The organism is Halomonas borealis (assembly GCF_004798905.1).
GTDB classification, from domain to species: Bacteria; Pseudomonadota; Gammaproteobacteria; order Pseudomonadales; family Halomonadaceae; genus Halomonas; species Halomonas borealis.
The window spans coordinates 22783-43159 of the sequence record NZ_SDMO01000014.1 but is presented as its reverse complement, the minus strand read 5'-3'; the positions used below and the strand labels follow the sequence as shown (position 1 = coordinate 43159).

General features: G+C 70.2%; 21 protein-coding genes and 2 riboswitches. Of the genes, 2 read left to right on the top strand and 19 right to left on the bottom strand.

Features of this window, described 5'->3' with window-relative positions; translation table 11 throughout:
• Position 1: 1 nt before the first annotated feature.
• The 12 genes from ETC07_RS13005 to cobT form a co-directional block, all read right to left on the bottom strand.
• Complete coding sequence (locus tag ETC07_RS13005; RefSeq protein WP_136248949.1) at positions 2 to 799, bottom strand: ABC transporter ATP-binding protein; 798 nt, start codon at positions 797 to 799, stop codon at positions 2 to 4.
• The gene (locus ETC07_RS13000; RefSeq protein ID WP_205742551.1) at positions 796 to 1794 is read right to left on the bottom strand and encodes a FecCD family ABC transporter permease; all 999 of its coding nucleotides are present in this window, start codon (positions 1792 to 1794) and stop codon (positions 796 to 798) included. The genes ETC07_RS13005 and ETC07_RS13000 overlap by 4 nt, the downstream gene beginning before the upstream one ends.
• The gene (locus ETC07_RS12995) at positions 1781 to 2692 is read right to left on the bottom strand and encodes a cobalamin-binding protein (protein WP_136248948.1); all 912 of its coding nucleotides are present in this window, start codon (positions 2690 to 2692) and stop codon (positions 1781 to 1783) included. The genes ETC07_RS13000 and ETC07_RS12995 overlap by 14 nt, the downstream gene beginning before the upstream one ends.
• Entirely contained in the window at positions 2692 to 4530 is a 1839-nt protein-coding gene (locus tag ETC07_RS12990) for a TonB-dependent receptor domain-containing protein (protein ID WP_136248947.1), read from the bottom strand. The genes ETC07_RS12995 and ETC07_RS12990 overlap by 1 nt, the downstream gene beginning before the upstream one ends.
• A 128-nt stretch (positions 4531 to 4658) precedes the next feature.
• Positions 4659 to 4903: riboswitch (cobalamin riboswitch) on the bottom strand.
• A gap of 279 nt (positions 4904 to 5182) precedes the next feature.
• Complete coding sequence (locus ETC07_RS12985; RefSeq protein WP_136248946.1) at positions 5183 to 5605, bottom strand: bifunctional adenosylcobinamide kinase/adenosylcobinamide-phosphate guanylyltransferase; 423 nt, start codon at positions 5603 to 5605, stop codon at positions 5183 to 5185.
• Positions 5557 to 6225, bottom strand: a complete 669-nt coding sequence (locus ETC07_RS12980; protein WP_136248945.1) for a histidine phosphatase family protein — start codon at positions 6223 to 6225, stop codon at positions 5557 to 5559. The genes ETC07_RS12985 and ETC07_RS12980 overlap by 49 nt, the downstream gene beginning before the upstream one ends.
• 31 nt (positions 6226 to 6256) lie before the next feature.
• Positions 6257 to 7015, bottom strand: a complete 759-nt coding sequence (gene cobS / locus ETC07_RS12975; protein WP_136248944.1) for an adenosylcobinamide-GDP ribazoletransferase — start codon at positions 7013 to 7015, stop codon at positions 6257 to 6259.
• Positions 7012 to 7548 (bottom strand): bifunctional adenosylcobinamide kinase/adenosylcobinamide-phosphate guanylyltransferase, encoded by a 537-nt coding sequence (locus tag ETC07_RS12970; protein WP_136248943.1) that lies wholly within the window; start codon positions 7546 to 7548, stop codon positions 7012 to 7014. Before ETC07_RS12970 ends, cobS begins: the two co-directional genes overlap by 4 nt.
• Positions 7545 to 8630, bottom strand: coding sequence for a threonine-phosphate decarboxylase CobD (gene cobD / locus ETC07_RS12965; RefSeq protein ID WP_136248942.1), 1086 nt, complete (start codon positions 8628 to 8630; stop codon positions 7545 to 7547). The genes ETC07_RS12970 and cobD overlap by 4 nt, the downstream gene beginning before the upstream one ends.
• Positions 8631 to 8644: 14 nt before the next feature.
• Complete coding sequence (gene cbiB, locus ETC07_RS12960; protein ID WP_136248941.1) at positions 8645 to 9625, bottom strand: adenosylcobinamide-phosphate synthase CbiB; 981 nt, start codon at positions 9623 to 9625, stop codon at positions 8645 to 8647.
• Positions 9622 to 10374: an adenosylcobinamide amidohydrolase gene (locus tag ETC07_RS12955; RefSeq protein ID WP_136248940.1), complete on the bottom strand. Its 753-nt coding sequence runs from the start codon at positions 10372 to 10374 to the stop codon at positions 9622 to 9624. The genes cbiB and ETC07_RS12955 overlap by 4 nt, the downstream gene beginning before the upstream one ends.
• Before the next feature lie 5 nt (positions 10375 to 10379).
• Positions 10380 to 11417, bottom strand: coding sequence for a nicotinate-nucleotide--dimethylbenzimidazole phosphoribosyltransferase (cobT, locus tag ETC07_RS12950; protein ID WP_168709225.1), 1038 nt, complete (start codon positions 11415 to 11417; stop codon positions 10380 to 10382).
• A 341-nt stretch (positions 11418 to 11758) separates the two neighbouring features.
• Positions 11759 to 11960, bottom strand: a riboswitch (cobalamin riboswitch).
• 219 nt (positions 11961 to 12179) lie between these two features.
• Here cobT and ETC07_RS12945 point away from each other — a divergent pair.
• Both ETC07_RS12945 and ETC07_RS12940 read left to right on the top strand, forming a co-directional pair.
• Positions 12180 to 12392 carry a hypothetical protein gene (locus ETC07_RS12945; protein ID WP_136248938.1) on the top strand — a complete coding sequence of 71 codons (213 nt, stop codon included), beginning with the start codon at positions 12180 to 12182 and terminating at the stop codon, positions 12390 to 12392.
• A 216-nt stretch (positions 12393 to 12608) separates the two neighbouring features.
• Positions 12609 to 14219, top strand: coding sequence for an OpgD/OpgG family glucan biosynthesis protein (locus tag ETC07_RS12940; protein ID WP_136248937.1), 1611 nt, complete (start codon positions 12609 to 12611; stop codon positions 14217 to 14219).
• A 310-nt stretch (positions 14220 to 14529) separates the two neighbouring features.
• Here the strand turns inward: ETC07_RS12940 and ETC07_RS12935 are convergent, their stop codons facing one another.
• The 7 genes from ETC07_RS12935 to ETC07_RS12905 all read right to left on the bottom strand — a co-directional run bounded on the left by ETC07_RS12935 (position 14530) and on the right by ETC07_RS12905 (position 20361).
• Positions 14530 to 15369 (bottom strand): DUF2797 domain-containing protein, encoded by an 840-nt coding sequence (locus tag ETC07_RS12935; protein WP_240724651.1) that lies wholly within the window; start codon positions 15367 to 15369, stop codon positions 14530 to 14532.
• Positions 15353 to 15637 (bottom strand): YeaC family protein, encoded by a 285-nt coding sequence (locus tag ETC07_RS12930; RefSeq protein ID WP_136248936.1) that lies wholly within the window; start codon positions 15635 to 15637, stop codon positions 15353 to 15355. Before ETC07_RS12930 ends, ETC07_RS12935 begins: the two co-directional genes overlap by 17 nt.
• A gap of 237 nt (positions 15638 to 15874) precedes the next feature.
• Positions 15875 to 16738: a rhomboid family intramembrane serine protease gene (locus ETC07_RS12925; RefSeq protein WP_136248935.1), complete on the bottom strand. Its 864-nt coding sequence runs from the start codon at positions 16736 to 16738 to the stop codon at positions 15875 to 15877.
• Positions 16739 to 16916: 178 nt separating this feature from the next.
• Positions 16917 to 17903 carry a metallophosphoesterase gene (locus tag ETC07_RS12920; protein ID WP_136248981.1) on the bottom strand — a complete coding sequence of 329 codons (987 nt, stop codon included), beginning with the start codon at positions 17901 to 17903 and terminating at the stop codon, positions 16917 to 16919.
• Positions 17904 to 17919: 16 nt separating this feature from the next.
• A complete protein-coding gene (locus ETC07_RS12915; RefSeq protein WP_136248934.1) occupies positions 17920 to 18801 on the bottom strand; it encodes an NAD(+) kinase in 882 nt (293 codons plus the stop codon).
• Between the two features lie 64 nt (positions 18802 to 18865).
• Positions 18866 to 19735 (bottom strand): carboxylate/amino acid/amine transporter, encoded by an 870-nt coding sequence (locus ETC07_RS12910; protein ID WP_136248933.1) that lies wholly within the window; start codon positions 19733 to 19735, stop codon positions 18866 to 18868.
• A 68-nt stretch (positions 19736 to 19803) separates the two neighbouring features.
• Positions 19804 to 20361 carry a YqaE/Pmp3 family membrane protein gene (locus ETC07_RS12905; RefSeq protein ID WP_136248932.1) on the bottom strand — a complete coding sequence of 186 codons (558 nt, stop codon included), beginning with the start codon at positions 20359 to 20361 and terminating at the stop codon, positions 19804 to 19806.
• Positions 20362 to 20377: the final 16 nt, after the last annotated feature.

The following is a 20377-nucleotide window of genomic DNA, read 5'->3' as shown; positions in this document are numbered from 1 at the left end:
GTCAGCGGATCGGCACGAAGACCGGCGCCCCGTCGGCTTCGACACACATCAGTTGTTGGTTATAGAGGCTTTCGAGGGTCTCGACCGTCAGCATGGCCTGCGCCTCTCCCCAGCAGGCCTCGCCGTCGGGGTAGAGCAACAGCAGGTGGCTGCACCAGCGCGCCGCCAGGTTGAGGTCGTGCAGGCACATCATCACGCCGTGGCCGCGGTCGGCCTGCTCGGCGAGCAGTGCCATGGCCGCCACCTGGTGATGCAGGTCGAGGTGGTTGGTGGGCTCGTCGGCGAGCCAGACGTCCGGCGCCTGGGTCAGCACCGTGGCCAGGCTGACCCGCTGGCGCTCGCCACCGGAGAGCGTCGCCAGCTCGCGCTCGGCCAGGTGCGAGAGCTCGAGGCGCTCGAGCGCCGCCGCCGCGAGGGCGTGATCCGCGGGCCTCTCCTGTCGCCAGGGCGAGAGGAACGGATGGCGGCCGATCAAGGCGGTCTCGCGCACCGTGGCCGGAAAGTCGTCGTGACGTTCCTGGAACACCACACCCAGCCGCCGGGCCAGCGCGCGGCGCCGCCAGCGCGGCAGCGGCCGCCCGTCGAGACAGACCTCCCCCGCCCGCGGCGGCCGGAGCCCGGCCAGGGTATGCAGCAGCGTGGTCTTGCCGGCGCCGTTGGGCCCGAGCACACCCCAGCGCTGACCGGGTTCGATGGCCAGGTCGAGCGCCCGACCGTCCGGCCGACCCGGCACGTCGATCACCAGGCCCCTCGCCTCCAGCCCCTTCGCTTTCCAACCCTTCGTCGCCAGGTCCGTCATCGCCGGCTCCGCTGCAGCAGGAAGAGGAAGGTGGGCACCCCGATCAGCGCGGTGATCACGCCCACCGGCAGCTGCTGCGGGGCGATCAGGGTCCGCGCCAGGGTATCGGCCAGGGTCAGCAGGGTCCCGCCGGCCAGCAGGCTCGCCGGCAGGATGCGTCGCTGGTCGTTGCCGAGCCTCAGGCGCAGCATGTGCGGCACCATCAAACCCACGAAGCCGACGCTGCCGGCGGTGGTCACCGCCACCGCGGTGACCAGGCTCGCCAGCAGGTAGAGGGTCCACTCCAGCGGCCGCACCGCCACGCCCAGGGCGGCGGCTTGCTGCCCGCCCCGGGCCAGCACGTTGAGCGTGCGCCCCAGCGGCAGCACCACGACCAGGGCCACCATGGTCATCACCAGCACCGGCCAGGGGCTGGCGGCATAGGCCAGATCACCCATCAGCCAGTAGAGCATGCCGGGCAGCCGCTCCACCGGGCTGATCGCCAGCAGGAAGGTGATCACCGCGCCCCAGCCCGACGCCATCACCACGCCGGTGAGTAGCAGCCGGGTCGGCGTCCAGCTGCCGCCCCCATGGGCCAGGCCGAAGACGATCAGCGTCGAGGCCAGCGCCCCGGCGAAGGCCGCGCCACCCACCAGGGTCGCGCCGAGCCCGGCCAGCATGGCCAGAAGCGCCGCCACCGAGGCGCCGCCTGAGAGTCCCAACACGTAGGGATCGGCCAGCGGATTGCGCAGCAGAATCTGCATCAGCGCCCCGGCCATGGCCAGCAGCGCGCCGGTGCCGAAGGCCGCCAGCGCACGGGGCAGGCGCAGCTCCAGCACCAAGGTGCGATGCAGCGCCTCGCCGCCGCCGGCGAGCACCTGGACGAGTTCGCCCGGGCCGATCGACACGCTGCCGAGCGACAGCGCCAGGCTCTGCGACAGCAGCGCGGCCAGCGCCAGCCAGACCAGCGGGTGGCGCCACTGCGGCGACAGACCGCGCGACCTAGCGCCGCTCACGGGCGACCTCCAGGTGAGCACACAACGCCCGAGTGCCCTCGACCAGCCGCGGCGTGGCACGCTGGACCAGATCGGGATCGACGAAGAACAGGTTGTCGCGGCGCACCGCGGAAAGCTCGGGAAACTCGCGCCAGGCCTCGAGCCAAGTGGCGTCGGGCTCGCCCATCCCACCGGTGATGATCGCCTCGGGATCGCGGGCCAGCACCGCCTCGCGGCCGAGGCGCGGCGCCAGCGGCGCCTCGTCGGCGAACAGGGTCTCGCCGCCGCACAGCGACAGCGCCTGGCTGATCCAGTGTTCGCCGTTGACCGTCATCAGCGGCTCGTCCCAGACCTGGTAGAAGACCGGCACCGGGGCGGCGTCGGCGTAGCGGTCGCGCAGCTCGGCCACCTCGCCGTGCAGCGTGTCGGCCGCGGCCTGGCCTTGCGCCTCGCTGCCGGCCAACGCGCCCAGGCGCTCGAGGCTCGCGGCGATATCGGCGAAGTCGCCGGCATCGGAGAAATACACCGGCAGGCCGAGCGCGGCCAGGCGGTCGACCTGCTCGCGGGGATTGCCGCCGGCCCAGGCCACGATCAGGTCAGGCTCGAGGGCCAGCAGCGCCTCGAGGTCGAGGCGGTCGTAGCTGCCGACCCGGGGCAACGCCTCGGCCGCAGCGGGATAGTCGCTGAAACTGACCGCCCCCACCACCCGCTCGCCGGCGCCGGCGGCGAACAGTAGCTCGGTGACGCCGGGCGACAGCGCCACGATGCGCTGCGCCGGGGCGTCCAGGCAGACCTTGCGGGCGGCATCGTCGGTGACACAGACCTCGTCGGCGGCCTGGGCCTGCGCGAAAGACAGCCCAGCCGTCAGCCACAACATGGCCACGGCGGCCAACCACGCCGAGTGTCGCCAGATCGACATCAGCCGCCGAAGCTCAGACTGACAAAGGCCGCGCGGCCCGAGCTGTTATAGCCACGGACGGTTTCATACTCCTTGTCCAAGACATTTTCCAGCGTCAGGCGGGTCGACCAGCCCGGGGCAAAATTCCAGCCGGCGCGTAGGTCAAGAGTGGCGAAACCGCCGAGGCGCTCCTTGTTGGCCGCATCGTCGAAGCGCTCGCCCTGGGCGATCAACGAGCCGCCCAGGTTCCAGTCGCCCAGCTCGCGGTCGGCATCGAAGCGCAGGCTATGCGAGGCGCGGCGGGCCAGGCGCTTGCCGGTCTCGCGGTTCTCGGGGTCGGTGTAAGTCAGAGCCGCGCGCAGCGTCCAGTCATTGACGTCGGCACCGGTGGCCAGCTCCACGCCGCGGATGCGAGCACGCTCGACGTTCTCCGGCGTATCCACGAAGCCGTCGCCATCGGTGTCGATATTGGTGATCAGGTCGTCAACCTCACTGCGGTAGACCGCGAGATCCCAGAAGCCGCGGCCGAGCTGGCCTCGAAGGCCCAGTTCATAGGTGGCCGAAGTTTCCGGGGCGAGGTCGGCGTTGGCGAAGCCGGGATAGTAGAGCTCGTTGAAGGTCGGCGCACGGAAGGCGGTGCCGTAGCTGGCGCGCAGGGTGTGGATATCGTCGAGCGCAATCCCCAGCGCCAGACTGCCGGTCGTCTCCTCGCCGAAGGCCTCGTTGTCGTCGTGGCGCAGCGAGGCCTGGACGCTCAGCGGCGAGAAGTCCAGCAGCGCCTGGGTGAAGACCGCCGTGTTGTCGCGGCTGCCCTCGGCGTAGGTGCCGAAACCGGTGTCGCTGCCATCGATGTTATCTTCCTGGTATTCGGCACCGGCGATCAGCTCGTGGCGGCCTAGGGCCAGGGTATTCTCCCCGCGGGCGGTGCGAGTGCGAGTGTCGAAGACCGAGGTGCTGCTGCCGCCGTGCGTCTCGCGCTCATCGCGCGCCTCGCTGAGGGTCAGGCGGCTGCGCCAGGCCTCGGTGATCGGTAGCTCGCCGTAAACGCCGGCCACCTGCTGGGCATAGTCGGTGTCCCGTGGCGCGCCGAAGGAATCGAACTCGGTGTTGCCGCGCGCCCGCAGCGCCAGCACGCCCAGCTCGGCGCCACCGGCGAAGGTGTGCGAGAGGCGCATCAGGCCGGTGGTGTTGTCATAGCCCTTGTCACCCTCGCCGTCGACGATCTCGTAGCCGTCGCTCTCCAGGCGGCTGGCAGCCACGTAGTAGCGGGTGCCGCCCTCGGCGCCGGAGAGCGAGGCGCTGGCACGGCGAGTATCGAAGCTGCCGCCGCCGAGCGTGATACGCGGGGTCGGCACGCCCTCGCCTTCGGGCGTGAACAGCTGGACCACGCCGCCCACGGCGTCGGCGCCGTAGAGGCTGCCGCGGGGGCCGCGCACGATCTCGACGCGCTCGAACATGCGCGGCTCGAGAAACTCCCAGGCCGGGCCGCCGGTGGTGGCGGAACGCAGGCGGATGCCGTCGATCATCAGCGGCGTGGACTGGCTGCCGGCGCCACGCAGGTAGACGCCGGAATTCTTGCCGAAGTCGCCGTTGGAGGAGACGTCGACGCCGGGCTGGGCACGCAGCGCATCGGTGATGTCCGTCGGGTCCTGACGCCGGAGCTGCGCCTCGTCGATCACGGTGACCGAGGCCAGGCTCTCGTCGGCGGTACGCGGCGCCAGGGCGGCGGTCACCACCAGCGGGTTGAGGGTCTCGGAGGCGCTGGCCTCGTCGGCGCCAGCATCCTGGCCGGCGGCCAGCGGCGCCGCGCCCAGGAACAGGGCGGCCAGCGGCCAGCGGCGAGAGGGAGAGCTTGTCATGTCGTGTGTCCCCAGGGCCGCACTCACCCGTGCGGCGATGATCCCTTGAAAGGCCGGACGCGGGGCGCGGGAAGGGAGCATCGACATGACCTCGGCGAGTCGCCCTGCCCGAGGTTCGCCCACCGCGTCCTGGCATGCGCTCACAGGCCGGTCTCCGGACTGACGAGCGAGGCGTGCGCCTCGGACCGCCGCCTTCCCGTGCCGTGTCGGCACAGTGGCCTACCGTTGCCGGTAGTGGCGGCCCTTCACTCGATCACCGTTGCGGGGGCAGCGTCGAACTGGCTCACTGGGCTGATAGGTGAGCGTCACCGACTTCCCGTTTCAACCCGGCCCGCCGTGGCGGGTCTGGGTCACCTGAGAGTGCGCGTAAGCTAGCAACCGGCCGACGGGGCGTCAACGCGGCGTGGGCTCTGACCCAAGATCACCGCTACCCGATACGCTCGGGGCTATCCCGTCGACACGCCGACGCAGACACGCCGTGAAGGCTTTCTTGTAAGCTCCCGCCACCCTGCGAAGCTCTCGCGGCCGCGTCGCTGGCAGGGCCGGTGCCGGCCATCCATGGCCAGCCCGTTCGGAGGAATCCTCCTCACCCCTGGCGTCGGCGTGCGTCTTCGGCTTGTCACCGGTGCCCCTGGCGAGAGTCCCCGACCACTCACAGCCTACGCGCCAGGCCATGGCGGACGTACCAGACCGCCTCGGCGCGGGCGGCGGCGTCCTGGGCCAGCCAGCCGGCCAGGTCGCGCAGGCGGCGGTCGGCGGGGTCCATGGGCACGATACCGCGGCCCATCTCGGGCAGGATCAGCACGACCTCAGCGTCGCTCCCCCGCTCCGCCTCGACCAACGCCTCGAGCGCCGCCGCCAGCCCCGCGCGCAGGCGGTCGTCGTCGGGCTCGGCCGCCAGGGAATGTGCCAGCCAGCCCGTCCAGCCGGTGAGGACCAGCGGGACATGCGGGGTCCGACGCGCCTTCCGGCCCTCGAGCCCCGCCTCGTCCAGCCGATGCCAGGCGGCATCGGGGAAGCGCGCGGCTACGAGGTCGCGCTTGCCGGCGCGGGCACCACCGATGAAGAGCTGCATGTCCAGCCGTCCCTCTCGCGTGTGAACGTGAAACAACGCCCCTGGGCCTGGCCGACCACGCCGTCCCAGAAGTCCGTCGCCTCCAGGCGCCGGCGCAGTTCGCGGATGACGCCGCCGTGGCTGACCGCCAGCACGCGGCGATGCCCGGATTCATGCGCCTCGGCCAGCACCTCCTCGAGCCACACCGATAACCGCGCCCAAAGATCGTCGGCGGATTCGCCGCCCGGGGTGGCTAGCCGGCCCTGGCTGTCGACCCAGGCCCGGTAGCCGGGATCGTCCTTGAGCGCGGCCCAGGTCTGGCCCTCGTAGTCGCCGAAGTGCAGCTCACGCAGCCGGGCGTCGCCCCGGGCCTCGGGGGTCGCCAGCCCCTCGTGCACCCGGCCCTCCAGCACATGGGCCAGGGTCTGACGACAGCGCGTCAGGTCGCTGCAGTGCACGGCATCGAACGCGACCTCGGCCAGCCCCTCGCGCAACCGCTCGATACCGGCCATCGCCTCGGGCAGCAGCAGCGGGATATCGCGATGGCCCTGATAGCGACGCTCCTGGTTCCAGCTCGTCAGGCCATGACGAACGACCACCACGTCGAGGAAGCGAGTATCGTCCGGGTGAAAGTCACTCATCGGCGCGCTCCCTCTTCACAGGCCCGGTGCGTCAGATCGTGACGAACGACCACACGCTCCAGGCGATCAACAGCAGCCATAGTTCTCCTCCCTCGATGGCGGCCCCGACGATGTCGCCATTGATGCCGCCGAAGGCCCGGCGCACCGCCCGGCCGTAGATGATGATGAAGACCGCCAGGCCGGCCAGCAGCCAGGCCATGCCGGGCGCGATGAAAAGGCCCGGCAGCATGGGCAGCGATGCCAGGGCCAGGTCGCGCACGCCGAGGCTCTGCTGCCAGGCGTGGGCCAGGCCCTCGGGGCGGGCGGCGGGCACCGCCACCAGCAGGCCGACCGCGCCCAGCCGGCCCAGCGCGATCACCGGCGCCAGCCACCAGGGGCTCGCCCCGGCGGCCAGCAGGGCCCACAGCAACGCCGCCTTCCAGGCCAGCTGGAAGACCAGTGCCAGCATCCCGAAGCTGCCCACCTGGGGGTCCTTCATGATCGCCCAACGCTTCTCGAGCGGCGCGTTGCTGCCGAGCGCATCGGCCAGGTCCATCAGGCCGTCGAGGTGCAGTCCGCCGGTCAGCGCCACCCACAGGCTGAGCAGCAAAAGCGTCAGCAGCGGCGGCGGCAAGAGCCCCGCGAGCAGCGTGCCGGCGATGGCCAGGATCGCCCCGACCAGCGCGCCCACCAGCGGATAGGCCCGCGCCGCCCAGCGCCGGGTGGCCGGCGTCCACGGGCAGGCAAGCGTCACCGGCAGCCGGGTCAGGAACTGGATGGCCAGCAGCGCGCCGAAGGTCGCGTCCTTCATCTCTCCTCTCCCTTCCAGTCGATGGCCCGGCCGGCCACCACCTCGATCACCCGGTCCGCCTCGGCGGCCAGGTCGCGATGCAGGGCCTGCAGGAAGGCCAGGTAGCGCCACACCAGCGGATCACGGGGCGGCAGGTCCTCGTTGAGGTCGTTGGAGACCACCACCAGGGCCAACCCGCGGCGGCGCGCCTCGTCGAGCCCGCCCGCCAGCATCGCCCGGCCCTCGTCTTCCGCGAGGCCGGCCTCGAACATCACCCGGCTGGCCCACAGGGTCAGGCAATCGAGCAGCACCGTGCCACCCGGGGGGAGCGCCGCCAGCGCCTCGGCGAAGGCCAGCGGCGGCTCGAGGGTCACCCAGCCCTCGCCGCGCTCGCGGCGGTGGCGGGCGATCCGCGCGACCATCTCGTCGTCGCCGGCCCGGGCCGTGGCCAGATAGTGGCGCTCCCCGCCGCGGGCCGCCTGCCAGTCGCCGACCAGCGTCTCGGCCACGCCGCTCTTGCCTGAGCGCGCCCCACCGGAAACGAAGGCGATCATGGTCGCCTCCAGGCCGCCAGGGCCTCGAGCAGCCGGGCGTTGTCGTCCGCTCCGCGCAGCGCCAGGCGCAGCCAGGCGCCGTCGAGGCCGGTGAAACCATGAGTGTGGCGGGCCAGCAGGCCACGCTCGAGCAAGAAGGCGAACAACGCCCCGGCCGTGGCGGCATCGCGCCCGCCGCGCAGCAGCAGGAAGTTGGCGTGGGTCTCCGGCACGTCGTAGCCGAGCGCACGAACACTTGCCGACAGGCCGCGCTCGGCGGCGAGCCAGGCGCGAGTACGGGCGAGATAGTCCCGGTCGGCGAGCAGCGGCGCCGCCAGCCCCAACGCCAGGGCGTTGACGCTCCAGGGCATCTGCGCCTCGGCGAGGCGACGGACCCTTTCCGGGGCGCCGAGCAGGTAACCGAGCCGGAGCCCCGGCACATCGTAGAGCTTGGTCAGCGAGCGCAGCAGCAGCAGGTGTGGTGCCCTCTCGAGCAGCGGCGTGAGGCGCTCCTCGCCTTCGGTGAAATCCACGAAGGCCTCGTCCACCACCAGGCTGGTGCCGGTCTCCCGCGCGCGTTCCAGCAGTCTCTCGACGTCGCCGCGCGGGATCAGCGTACCGGTAGGATTATTGGGGCGGCACAGGAAGGCCACGTCGACGCCGGCCATCGCCGCCTCGGCGGCCTCGAGATCGAGCCGGAAGGCCGGGGCCTCCAGCGCCAGCCGGTCGATCGTCAGGCCGTGCCGGCGGCAGGCCAGGGCGTATTCGCTGAAGGTAGGCTCGATCACCAGGGCGCGACCGCCGGCATGCAGCGCGGCGGCGAGGTGGATCGCCTCGATGCCGCCATTGGTGACCAGCACCCGCTCCGGCGCCACGCCGTCGCAGGCGGCGATGGCGCGTCTTGCCCGATCGTCGTCCGGGTCCGGGTAACGCGACAGCGCCTCGCCGGCGCCGGCCAGCCATTGGCCCAGCCAGGGCGGTGGCCCCAGCGGGTTGAGGTTGGCGCTGAAATCGATCACCGAGTGGTCCGAGGGCAGCCCGAAGCGTGCCAGCAGCGGCGCGATGCGCCCGCCATGGCCCGGCCAGCCTGATGCGTTTTCCATTATTGCGTCCGACGTCATATCAGCCACTCCCGCACCAGCACCAGAGGCGCCAGCAACGCCAGCACGCCCAGCCAGCCGCCGTGCATATGGCGGATGGCGGCCTCGATGTGGCCGACCGCCAGCGGCTCCCGCGCGCAGCCGAGGGTGGCGCGATGCGAGGCGCGCCCATCGTAGTGGCTGAGGCCGCCGAGCCGCACGCCCAGCAGCTGCGCCACCATCGCCTCCGGCCAGCCGGCGTTGGGGCTGGGGTGGCGTGGCGCCTCGCGGCGGGTGGCGGCCATTGCCCCCCGCGTGCGGCCACCGACGACGAGGCGCGCCGCGAGCCACATGGCGAAGGCCGTGAGCCGCGCCGGCAGCCAGTTGACGGCATCGTCGAGGCGCGCCGAGGCGCGGCCGAAGGCCTCATGGCGGGGGCTGCGATAGCCGACCATGGAATCCAACGTATTGACCGCCTTGTAGGCCAGTGCCAGGGGCGCGCCGCCGAGCAGCGCCCAGCACAGCGGCGCGGTGATGCCATCCACGGTGTTCTCGGCGACGGTCTCCACCGCGCCGCGCGCCAGGCCCGCCTCGTCCAGCGCCTCGGTGTCGCGCCCGACGATACGCCCCAGGGCGCGGCGCGCCGCCGGCAGGTCACCACGCCGCAGCGGCACGGCCACCGCTCGGGCCGCCTCGGCGAGCCCCCGGGTGGCGAAGGCCGTGGCCAACAGCACGAGTTCCATCACCAGCGCCAGGCCGGGCGATGCCCAGGCCAGCGCCGTCAGCAGGCCCCAGGCCAGCGCCCAGGTGCCGCCGACCACCAGCGCCGCCAGCCAGAGGCCCCGCCGTCGTCGGGCCTCGGCGGGGCCATGGTTCCAGGCCCGCTCGAGCCGCGCGATCACCCGGCCGATGCCCACCACCGGATGGGGCCACCAGGGCGGATCGCCCAGCGCGAGGTCGAGGGCCAGCGCCACACCGATCAGCGCCAGCAGCTCCCAGGACAGCGGCGCCAGCGTCATGACGCACCCTCCCCCGCCGCCAGAGACTCACACACGCCGCGGTACACCGCGGCGCCGATGGCCCGACCCAGCCGCGTACCCGATCCGGCATAGGGTGTCGGTGCGCCGCGCTGGGTGGCGGCGATGGCCAGGCAGTCGGTGGAGGTGCCGGTGGCCGGGGTGCCATGCTCGGGATCGCGCACCCCGCAGGCCGCCAGGGCCTGGACCTTGGCCTCGGTGGCGGAGAGCGCGGCGTTGACCAGGGCGCCGTCGGTGAGATGGCCGTCGACGAACACCAAGACGTTGATGGTGCCCGCCACCGGGCGCGGGTCACCGGCCGCCGGCGCGGTGATGTCCACGGCGTTGCCCACCCCGGCGGTGACCGCCGCCAGCACCCGTGGCCTGCCGGCCTCGTCGGCGTCGGCCGGCACCAGCGCCAGCCGCACCAGCGGCACCGCGGTCATCATCGCCAGGGGCCCGCCCTCGGCTCGGCCCTTCACCCTGCCTTCGTTCAGGCCGCGCGCGGCGAGCCAACGGCGCAGGTCGTCGGCCGGGGCTCGGCCGGCATAGTCCTTGTCCACGTGGAAATTGCAGAAGTCGCGGGCCCAGCCGAGCCCCTCGCCGAGCAGGGCGTTGCTGAGGGTGCGCAGCGGCTCGGGAGACCGAAAGTGCAGGCAGCCGGCCTCGGCGACGAGACACAGGCCGTCGCCGAAGGCCAGCGGCCGAGGGGGCTGATCGTGGTCAAGGTCGTGGCGCAGCGGGGCTTCCATCGGACTCAGGGCGCCTCGCGGTCGTCGACGCCGGCGGTGCCGAAGGTGGCCATCTCGGCAAGCATCGCCGTGGCCGCCTCGAGCAGCGGGAAGGCCAGGGCCGCGCCGCTTCCCTCGCCCAGGCACAACTCCATGGCCAGCAGCGGCTCGGCGTCCAGCGCCGCCAGGACGTGGGCGTGTCCGGGCTCGTGGGAGCGATGGCCGAAGATCAAGTAGGGGCGCAGCGCCGGGTCGAGCCGGCAGGCCACGAGCGCGGCCAGCGTAGCGATGAAGCCATCGACCAGCACCGGCAGTCGCCTCGCCGCGGCCTCCAGGTAGGCCCCGGCCATGGCGGCGATCTCGAGCCCGCCGAGCTTCGCCAACACGTCCAGCGGATCAGCGGGATCGGCCGCGCGCGCGGCCAGGGCCGCCTCGATCACCGAGCGCTTGTGGGCGAGTGCCTCGCCGGCCACGCCGGTGCCCGGCCCCACCAGCTCGGCGACGGGAATGCCGGTCAACGCCGCCAGCATGGCGCTGCTGGCGGTGGTGTTGGCGATGCCCATCTCGCCGACGATCAGGCAGCGGTCACCCGCCGCGACGGCCCGCTCGGCGGCGCGACGGCCGGCGGCGATGGCGGCCAGCGCCTCGTCGCGGGTCATGGCGTCCTCTCGAGCCAGGTTGGCGGTGCCCGGGCGCACCCGCTCACAGACGATGCCCTCGTCAGGCAGCGCCCCCGCCACGCCCACGTCGACCACCTCGAGCCGCGCGCCGATGCGACGGGCGAAGGCATTGATGGCCGCCCCGCCGGCGACGAAGTTGGCCACCATCTGGGCGGTCACCGCCTGGGGAAAGGCCGATACGCCCTCCGCCGCCACGCCGTGGTCGGCGGCGAACACCACGACCGCGGGCGGCGTCACGCGGGGGAAGTCCTCGCCGGTGATCGCCGCCAGGCTCACCGCCAGAGACTCCAGTCGCCCCAGGCTACCCGGAGGTTTGGTCAGGGTGTCGAGATAGTGGGTCACGCGCCCGGCACAGGCGGTATCCGGCGCGGGAATGGGCGTCATGGCATCGGTCACGGGGCGTCTCCGAGCATCCTTGGCGAGACGCCCACCCTACCAGAGCCCTCGGGATGGCAGTGGCCCCGCGTACCAGACGGCCGGCGCGGGCCGCCGCCATCGGATGCCACACTCCCCCGGACAGGTCGCACCAGCTTAGCCGGTAGCCGAACAACAGCTCCTCGCCTGGCTCGGCGGGCCTTGGCCAGCGGCAGAGCGGCCAGGGAAAATGCCAGGCCACGGGGGGGAGGAATAGGGTGCATGTGAGTCCTTGCTCACCGTGTCGTGCTCACCCGCACGACAACTCGGTTATCATCGAGCCCGGGGCATGACATCGTCGCATCGTGCCCCATGGCGCTGTCTCCCAGGCCGGTCTCCGGGCTGACGAGCGGGGCGCTGGCGCACCTCGTCTCCGCCGCCTTCCCGTGCAAGGCACAGTGGCGTGAGGCGGAGATTGACTCGATCACCGTCGCAGGGGCAGCGTCGGAACACATCACCGACTTCCCGTTTCACCTCGGCCCGCACTGGCGGGCCAGCAACCGTTCTAGGCAGGTTCGCGGGCCACCCGAGAGCCCGGATAAGCTAGCAACCGCCTCCCCGGGCGTCAACGCGATCGCCCCGAACCCCGCATATGGCCATGATGCCCATACCCTCTCGTCGGCATTGGCCTGTGAAGCATCGATCAGCTGCTACGCTGAATGTTGCTACCCACCTATCACCCATATCATCACGGTCCGACCGACTCGCCAGCCATACCGGGCCAGCCAGGAGGTGGGCCATGCCCCAGACACCGCCACGTCAGCGTGGGCTGCACGAACTCTACGGCGAGCGGAGCAGGAAGCCACCATCCTCGACTACCTGACCAAGCACTACGGGCCCAAGGAGGACTCGCGCCGCCAGGCCCTGCCCCGCTGCCTGATGCCCGACAACCCCTATCGACAGGATGACGCAAAGGACGGCGAGCAGGTCGGCGCCGCCGGCTGAGCCTCACCTCTTTACCTCGCCGCAGCCTGCATCACTGGCCGCTCGTCGCCCACTCACCGCCTCTCACTCGCCACCGGCCACTCGACCGGTGGCGCCCTCGCATGAACGCCTTCGGAACCTCTCGGCGCCATCGCCTGTCACTGAACTAGCCGGCCAGGCGCTTCTGGCCCCACGACGACCAGCCACCATGGAATCACGACCCCAGGGACGACAGCGATGAACCGACGCGACTTCCTGAAGGCTACCACCGCCCTCGGCGGCGCCTTCCTGCCCATTTCCCCCCTGCTCGCCGCCACGGCGCAGCGGGTTCCCACCACCGGCCCCCGCGAGCCCTTCGATTACGCCTGGCTCAAGGGCCTGGCCCGCCAGCTCTCCGAAAAGGCCCCGCGGGAGGCCGGCGCCGAGCTGCCCGTAAGCCTCAAGGACTTGAGCTGGGATCAGTACCAAGCCATCGGCTTCCGCCCCGATCACGCCCTCTGGGCCAAGGACGAGGCCTCGCCCTTTCGCGCTCAGCTCTTCCACCTGGGCCGCAACTTCAAGCGACCGGTACGGATCTACACGCTGCGTGACGGCCAGGCCCAGGAGATCGCCTACGACCCGGCGATGTTCGACTTCGGGGAATCTGGCGTCGAGGGCGAGGCGCTCTCCGAGCGGCTGGGATTCGCCGGCTTTCGCCTCCACCACCGCGACGACTGGCAGCGAGACATCGCCGCCTTCCTCGGCGCCAGCTACTTCCGCGCGGTCAGCGACTCCCTGCAGTACGGCATGTCGGCGCGCGGCCTGGCCATCGACACCGCCATGAATCGCCCCGAGGAGTTTCCCGACTTCACCCGCTTCTGGCTGGAGCAACCCGATGACGACGGCGAGGCCGTCAACGTCTATGCGCTGCTCGAGTCGCCCAGCGTCACCGGTGCCTACCGTTTCCGCATCACCAATCCGGAGGCCGGCGTGGTCATGGATGTCGATGCCGCCCTCTACCCGCGCCAGGGCATCGAGCGTCTGGGCATCGCCCCGCTGACCAGCATGTACCTGGTCGGCGAGAACGACCGCGACGCCGGCTGGGACTGGCGCCCCGAGATCCATGATTCCGACGGTTTGGCGATGCACACCGGCGAGGGCGAATGGCTGTGGCGCCCGCTCGTGAATCCCCGCCAGCTACGCTTCAACAGCTACGGCGACACCAGCCCCCGAGGCTTCGGCCTGGTCCAGCGCGACCACGACTTCGACCACTACCAGGACGACGGCGTCTTCTACGACCGCCGGCCCAGCCTGTGGGTCGAACCCAAGGGCGACTGGGGCCCCGGCGCGGTGCAGCTGGCCGAGATCCCCGCCCTCGACGAGACCTTCGACAACATCGCCGCGTTCTGGCACCCGGAGGCTCGCGTCGAGCCAGGCCAGGAACAGCTGTTCGGCTACCGCCTCTACTGGCACGCCTACCCGCCCCACCAGTCGCCCCGGGCGCGCTGCGTCGCCACCCGCACCGGCCTCGGCGGGGTCGTCGGCCAGCCGCGGGAATACTTCAGCTGGCGCTTCGTGGTCGACTTCCAGGGCGGCCCCTTCCCCCTCGACGACCAGACGGATCTCGAGGTCGAGCCGGTCATCGAGGCCTCCGCGGGCCGCGTCGAGATCACCTCGGCCCGTCCTCTGGAGGCGATCCAGGGCTATCGCGCCATGTTCGATGTGGTACCACCGGACGACGGCACCGAGCCGATCAACCTGCGCCTCTACTTGAAGGGCAACGGCCAGCCGCTGACCGAGACCTGGATCTACCAGTGGACGCCGCCGCCCGCCGACGAGCGCGACCTGCACAACCCTGCCCACCTCTGAGCCACGATCCTGCAAAACGCCCCGGCACCCTCGGTTGCCGGGGCCTCCGGTAGCGCCCTCTTCGTGTGCCGACAATCTCAGGAAGGCATGGTCCTCTCCGCCGCCGGACGAGACGGAGGCCTTCGCCGGCCCATGGGCCGCCTAGATCTCTGGATCCTGGACAGGTGCGGGTACGGAAAGGCGATTCGGTGGCACGCCCCGGCAAGGATGCTGGCAACCACCGGCCGAGACACACCGAGTCGAGGCACTCGGCTCGGTATACTAGCGCCAGGATGACAGCCGGGCCGACACCACGAGCGACGCGCCGTCTTCAGGATTCGACCGTGACCTCGTAGCCGGTGAACTTGCGCAGATTGATCACGCCACTGTCGAGGATCACGTATTGGCCCTTGATGCCGAGCAGGGTGCCGGCCACCTCGGGGTGCTTGTCGAAGTTGTGCGAGACGACCTTGGTGGGATGCTCGAGCACCGGGTATTCGAAGGCGTAGGGCGTGGTGTCCAGCTCGCGGATGGCCTCATGACCGAAGCGCTCGCGCAGCTCCAGGAGCCCCGGGGCGAGGCGCTCGAGCAGGCGGTCGCGCTCGCCGGGCAGGTCCAGTTCCTGGGTGTCGCCCTTGAGCATGGCGCGCCAGTTGGTGCGATCCGAGACCTCACCCTTGAACAGCATCTCGACGAAGCCGGACTGCTGACGGGTATCGACCTCGAGGATCGGCAACGCCTGGACGGCGCCCTGGTCGAGCCAGCGGGTCGGCACCTGGGTGTCTCGGGTGATGCCGACCTTGAGTCCGGAGGCGTTGGCCAGGTAGACCACATGGGGCCGGAAGCAGTGGGTCTCGCCCCATTCGGGCTCGCGACAGGTGCCCTGGAAGTAGTGGCACAGTTCCGGCTTCATGATGCAGGTGTCGCAGCGAGCCAGTTTCTTGAAACACGGGTAGCAGTGGCCCTGGCCGAAGCTCTTGCGGGTCGCCCGGCCACAGTGGGTGCAGGCGATGGCACCGCTCCAGCTCAATCGCAGCGGCTGGCCCAGCAGGCCGTTGAGGTCGAGGCGCTGGTCGCCGGTGCGCAGGGTATAACGTGCCGGTGAGCCCGGCGTCACGGCCATCTTGGTCAGACAGCCTGTCACGGCGATGGCCTCAGTCACGGCCGACATCCCGGCCGAGGCCGGCCTGCTCGGGGTCGACGCCGGCGCCGCTGCTGTCGGCGCCGCAGGTACGGCGTTCCAGGTAACCGACACGCTGCTCCGCGGGCACGTTGTTCTCGGCTTCGAAACGCATCACCGCCTCGAGGCACAGCTCGGTCTGTTCGGCCGTCAAGAAGCGGCCATCCGGCCATTTACGCAGCGCCACCGCCTGCTTGAGGCTCTCGTAGATGGCCGGGGTCATCTGTTGAATCATGCGCTCGAAGGTCATATCGCTCATGGCGGGATCTCTCGGAAGAAACGGATCGGGACGAGACACGCCAGTCATTGACGGTGTCTCTAGGCTCGAAAAGGCCGGCGAGCGAAGGCCAGGGCCAGGCTCGCTTCCTACGGGCCGACGCACTTCCCACGTTCATGTGGGTCGCAGGGCAAAAGCGGCGAAAAGGCGGAGCTTACGAGCCGTCGATGAGCCCTCTAGGAGGGTTTTTAACGCCGTACGGCCGAACGCAGCCACTCCTCAGTGCGACTGGGTGCGGCGGGAATGATACCAGCCCAGCGCCAGGCCCACGACCAACCCGCCCAGGTGAGCCTCGTTGGCCACGTTGCCGAAGCCGAACAGCCCGGCCATTTCGGTCATCGTGAAGACCATCCAGCCGAGCATGAAGACCACCAGCATCTGGGGCACGAAGAAACCATCGCCCGGGCGACGGCGCGCCATCAGCCAGACATAGCCGAGCAGCGCGAAGTCGACGCCCGACATGCCGCCGAACAGCACCGTGCCGGTGGCGTACTGAGCCAGATTGCCGCCGATACCGGCGGCCAGCAGCAGCGTCAGCATGCGTCCGCGGCCGTGGTACGCCTCGACCTGGCGACCGAACACCCACAGCCACAGCATGTTGAAGACCAGATGCATCCAGCCGAAATGCAGGAAGGCCGGCGACAGCAGCCGCCACAGTTGGCCCGAGCCCAGCGTCTCGCCGAGGCCACCGAAGGCCAGCTGACCGCCCGACACGCTCACCGGCACGATGGTCATGGCGGCGATCACCGAGTCGCCGAGCATGCTCATCACCACGAACACCAGCAGGCATAGCACCAGGGCGGATGCGGTGACCGGCACCTGGCGCAACGGCGTCAGCCAGGCCGACAGGCCATCGCGCATGGGCGGCCGACCGCGCGTCTCTTGCCCGTCGGGCGCCAGCGGCTCACCGCGCTGCCAGCGCATCACCAGGCGCTGCATGGCCTCCTGCTGCCGGGGGTCGGCCAGCCACAGCACCTGGCCTTCGCCCTCGTCGGTGACGCGGTGCCCGATACGCTGCGCCCAGAGCGCCTGGCGAAGTTCGCGGGTGTCGGTGTCATGGGGCAGCAGCATCACCCGATACATGGCCTCTCCTCAGGTGGGCGAATCCAGTGGGCGAACTCCGCATACCGGGCCACAAGAAAAAGTCCGGCGGAAGGGGCCGCCGGACAAGAGCAAGGGATCGTTCAAGGGAACACTTACTCTGATGGCCTGGCGGGCGACAAGTTCGCCACGATTCCGGATATTTAGGTAACGTTTTGTATCAGTCGACATCGATTTCCCAGGGCGCCGGACGCGCCCGCTCCTCCCGCGGCACACGGACCCATACGAAACGATTGGCATCGAGCCGCGTCTCACCGCTCCAGCGATAGGCCACCAGTCGGCCGAACTTCACCGCGCTGTAGTCCAGGCAGGCGATGTTCGGCGCCGGCAGGGCCGGAATGCCTTCGCACCAGTAGTGGCCGATGAACAGCGGAGGCTGCTCGGGGCCGTAGTGCGTCAGGCAGGCCGACTCGGCCGCGCTGAGTGGGCGCCGCTCGAGTTCGCCTGGCAGGTTGTCGGGCTGGAAGACCACGTCGCCCCAGGTACGCGGGCGACGCGCCCAGAAATGCGTGCGGAAGCTGCGCCGGGTGAAGCCATCGCCGGAGTGGATCTGCACGCCCTCGGGTAGCGTGATATGGCTGCCCCGGGTGAGCCGGTCGAGGATCTCGAACTCGCGGGTCCCGTGGCATACCGCGGCGGCCAGGAAATCCAGGTCGATGCGCCCCTCCGGGTGCGAGCGGCGCAGCTCGTCGATCCGCGCCTGGTCCCAGCAGGCGTGCACCACGCGCAGGCCATCGCACTCGAGGAACAGGGGGATGTCGAGGAACCAGGCCAGCGTCTCGTCCCATTCCTGGGGATGGTCGCGGTACTGTTCGAGGGTCTCGCGGACGATGCGGTTGTGACGCGGAGTATGCTCACGCAGCCACTCGCGGCCCAGAGCGGCGGGGGCGCGGTGGTGATAGGCCAGGGCATTGATCTCGTGGTTGCCCATCACGATCAGCGCCTCGCCCTCCTCCACCATGCGCCGGGCGATGCTGACCGCCAGGCGAATGCGCGGCCCGCGGTCGATGAGATCGCCAAGGAAGATCACCTTGCGACGCGGATGACGGTAGACGCCGCCGCGCTGGTGATACCCGAGGCGTTCGAGCAGGGCCGCCAGCGTCGCGCCGCAACCGTGCACGTCGCCGATCAGGTCGTAGCCTTCCAGGGGCACTTTGCTCACCTCAGTCTCCCAGGCGGTTGCTCCAGCCCAGCTTGCTGCGCAGGACCTCGTAGAAGTTGTGTCCCACGGGATGAACGAGCTGCACGCGCTGAGGCTTGCGGCGGATCACCAGCACGTCGTCGGGCTTGGCCACGGCACGGGTCTGGCCATCGCAGCTGATATGCGGGTAGGTCTGGTTGGTCTCGCCGATATGAATGCGGATCTCGCTGGCCGCATCGATGGCGATGGGCCGGCTCGACAACGTATGCGGGAACATCGGCACCAGGGTCACGACCTCCAGCCGCGGGTGCATGATCGGCCCGCCACCGGACAGCGCATAGGCCGTGGAGCCGGTGGGCGTGGCGATGATCAGCCCGTCGCTGCGCTGGCTGTAAACGAACTGATCGTCGATGAACAGCTCGAACTCGATCATGCGCACGGCCTTGCCGGGATGCAGCACCACCTCGTTCAAGGCATCGCCTTCGCCCACCATCACGCCGTCGCGATAGAGCTCCGCATCGAGCAGGAAACGCTCCTCCAGCTCGTACTGCCCGGCCAGCACCTCGCCGACGCGCTCCTCGAGTTCGTCGGGAGAGATATCGGTGAGAAAGCCCAGCCGCCCGCGGTTGACGCCCAGCACCAGGGTGCCGCTATGGCACAGGGTACGGGCGGCGCCGAGCAGGCTACCGTCGCCGCCGACCACGATCACCAGGTCACACAGCTCGCCCAGCCGACGACGGCTGGCCTCGGGATGGCCGTGATCGAGCAGCACGGTGGCCGTGCGATCCTCGAGGATGACGTGATAGCCGGCATCGTCGAGGAAGCGGCTCAGTCGTTTGAGGGTCTCGACGACCTTGGCGCTACCCAAACGGCCGATCAGACCGATGTTCTTGAAGGCGTGCATGAGCGGGTCCTTCGCTTCGCGACGGCTTATTATGGCGATTGGCTCTCGGCCGGGCAAACCGCCCTCACGCAGAATGCGGCGCGCGGCGGCGTTGCCACCACTCGTTGACCAGCAGCGAAGCCAGGATGATGAGCCCGCCCAACGTGAGACGCAGCAGATCGGCGTCGTGGTTCCAGATCAACAGATTGACCAGCAACCCCGCGGGCACCAGGGCGTTGTTCATGACCGCCAGCGATCCGGCATCGACCCGGGTCGCCCCGATGTTCCACAGGAAGTACCCCACACCCGACGCCACCAGGCCAAGCCAGATCAACACGCCCCACTGTAACGGCGTGGCCGGAAGGGCCGTGGCATCGCCCCACCACAGGAAGGCCGGTAGCGCCACGATGGCAGCCCCCAGGTAGAACCAGCCGAAGACCGAGAAGCGCGGCAGCTCATCGGGCAGGCCCGCCGAAAAGCGGCGATAGCCGACCTGGCCCAGCGCGAAGCAGAAGTTGGCCCCCTGGACCACCAGGAAACCCAGCCAGTAGTCCCCGTCGAGGCCGCGATAACGGATCACCGCGGCCCCCAGCACCGCCATCGCGGCGGTCACCAGATGGAACGGCGAGAAACGCCGGAACATCAGATCATCGAGCAACGTGATATAGAGCGGCGTCAGCACCGTGAACAGCAGCACCTCGGGGACCGAGAGCAACAGGAAGGACTGGTAGAAGAAGATGTACATCACCCCGAGCTGAACCGCCCCGAGGCCCATCAGGACCAGGCGCTGGCGACCGCGCAACCGGCGCGGACGCAACAGCGGTAGGAACAGCAGGGCCGCCAGCACGATGCGGGACATCACCGAGAAATAGCTGTCCACCTGACCGGCCAGGTAAACGCCGATCAACGAGAAGGAGAACGCCCAGAGGACGGTGATAGCCACGAGATAGCCCAAGATTCCACTCCGTTTGGAAAAGCGAGGCGCCGGCGGATTATACCGTCGGTATCCGACCTGCCAAGTGCCTAATCGCGTGAGCGGTACCGCAGGAAGTGCAGCACATAGGCGATCCCAGGCAACCAACCCAGCACGCACAGCCCCAAGGCGATCAGCACACGGCGCGCGCCACCGCCGGCGAGCCCCATGGCCAACGGCGGCAATAGCACCGCCAGCGTCACCAGGGCGGCGAAAGGCTCGGCTCGCGGGGCCGGCTCCGCAGACGCTTGGGGCGGCTCGCTGGTCGCCGGCGCCTCGGGCTCGGGCTCGGGCTCGGGCTCGGGCTCGGGCTCGGGCTCGGGCTCGGGCTCGGGCTCAGGGACGAAATGCTGAACGCCCGTCGGCTCGGGCTCGCGAGCCTGGCGATGCGCCTCGTGGTCGATCTTCTGTTCCAGGTCGTCGGCGCCCTCGGCGAGCTGATCGTGATAGCGCTCCCAGTCCTCCCAGTCATGGGGCGTGCCTGCCCGGGGTCGATGATCCCCGGATTCCCGGGCGCGCTCCCAGGCCTTTTCTTCCAGGGTATTGGGGCGTTCCTGGTCGCGTTCTCCATCCAGCCCCTTGCGGGCCAGGTATTCACGAGCATCCATGGCGGATCTCCATCAC

Coding starts and splice junctions, on each gene's coding strand:
- ETC07_RS12925 (WP_136248935.1), bottom strand. CDS start 16,738: ATGTATCGGGTGATGCTGCTGCCCCATGACACCGACACCCGCGAACTT.
- ETC07_RS12955 (WP_136248940.1), bottom strand. CDS start 10,374: ATGGAAGCCCCGCTGCGCCACGACCTTGACCACGATCAGCCCCCTCGG.
- ETC07_RS12985 (WP_136248946.1), bottom strand. CDS start 5,605: ATGCAGCTCTTCATCGGTGGTGCCCGCGCCGGCAAGCGCGACCTCGTA.
- ETC07_RS12915 (WP_136248934.1), bottom strand. CDS start 18,801: ATGCACGCCTTCAAGAACATCGGTCTGATCGGCCGTTTGGGTAGCGCC.
- ETC07_RS12980 (WP_136248945.1), bottom strand. CDS start 6,225: ATGAGTGACTTTCACCCGGACGATACTCGCTTCCTCGACGTGGTGGTC.
- cobT (WP_168709225.1), bottom strand. CDS start 11,417: ATGACGCCCATTCCCGCGCCGGATACCGCCTGTGCCGGGCGCGTGACC.
- cobD (WP_136248942.1), bottom strand. CDS start 8,630: ATGGAAAACGCATCAGGCTGGCCGGGCCATGGCGGGCGCATCGCGCCG.
- cbiB (WP_136248941.1), bottom strand. CDS start 9,625: ATGACGCTGGCGCCGCTGTCCTGGGAGCTGCTGGCGCTGATCGGTGTG.
- ETC07_RS12940 (WP_136248937.1), top strand. CDS start 12,609: ATGAACCGACGCGACTTCCTGAAGGCTACCACCGCCCTCGGCGGCGCC.
- ETC07_RS12905 (WP_136248932.1), bottom strand. CDS start 20,361: ATGGATGCTCGTGAATACCTGGCCCGCAAGGGGCTGGATGGAGAACGC.
- ETC07_RS12995 (WP_136248948.1), bottom strand. CDS start 2,692: ATGTCGATCTGGCGACACTCGGCGTGGTTGGCCGCCGTGGCCATGTTG.
- ETC07_RS12970 (WP_136248943.1), bottom strand. CDS start 7,548: ATGATCGCCTTCGTTTCCGGTGGGGCGCGCTCAGGCAAGAGCGGCGTG.
- ETC07_RS13005 (WP_136248949.1), bottom strand. CDS start 799: ATGACGGACCTGGCGACGAAGGGTTGGAAAGCGAAGGGGCTGGAGGCG.
- ETC07_RS12990 (WP_136248947.1), bottom strand. CDS start 4,530: ATGACAAGCTCTCCCTCTCGCCGCTGGCCGCTGGCCGCCCTGTTCCTG.
- ETC07_RS12935 (WP_240724651.1), bottom strand. CDS start 15,369: ATGTCGGCCGTGACTGAGGCCATCGCCGTGACAGGCTGTCTGACCAAG.
- ETC07_RS12930 (WP_136248936.1), bottom strand. CDS start 15,637: ATGAGCGATATGACCTTCGAGCGCATGATTCAACAGATGACCCCGGCC.
- cobS (WP_136248944.1), bottom strand. CDS start 7,015: ATGAAGGACGCGACCTTCGGCGCGCTGCTGGCCATCCAGTTCCTGACC.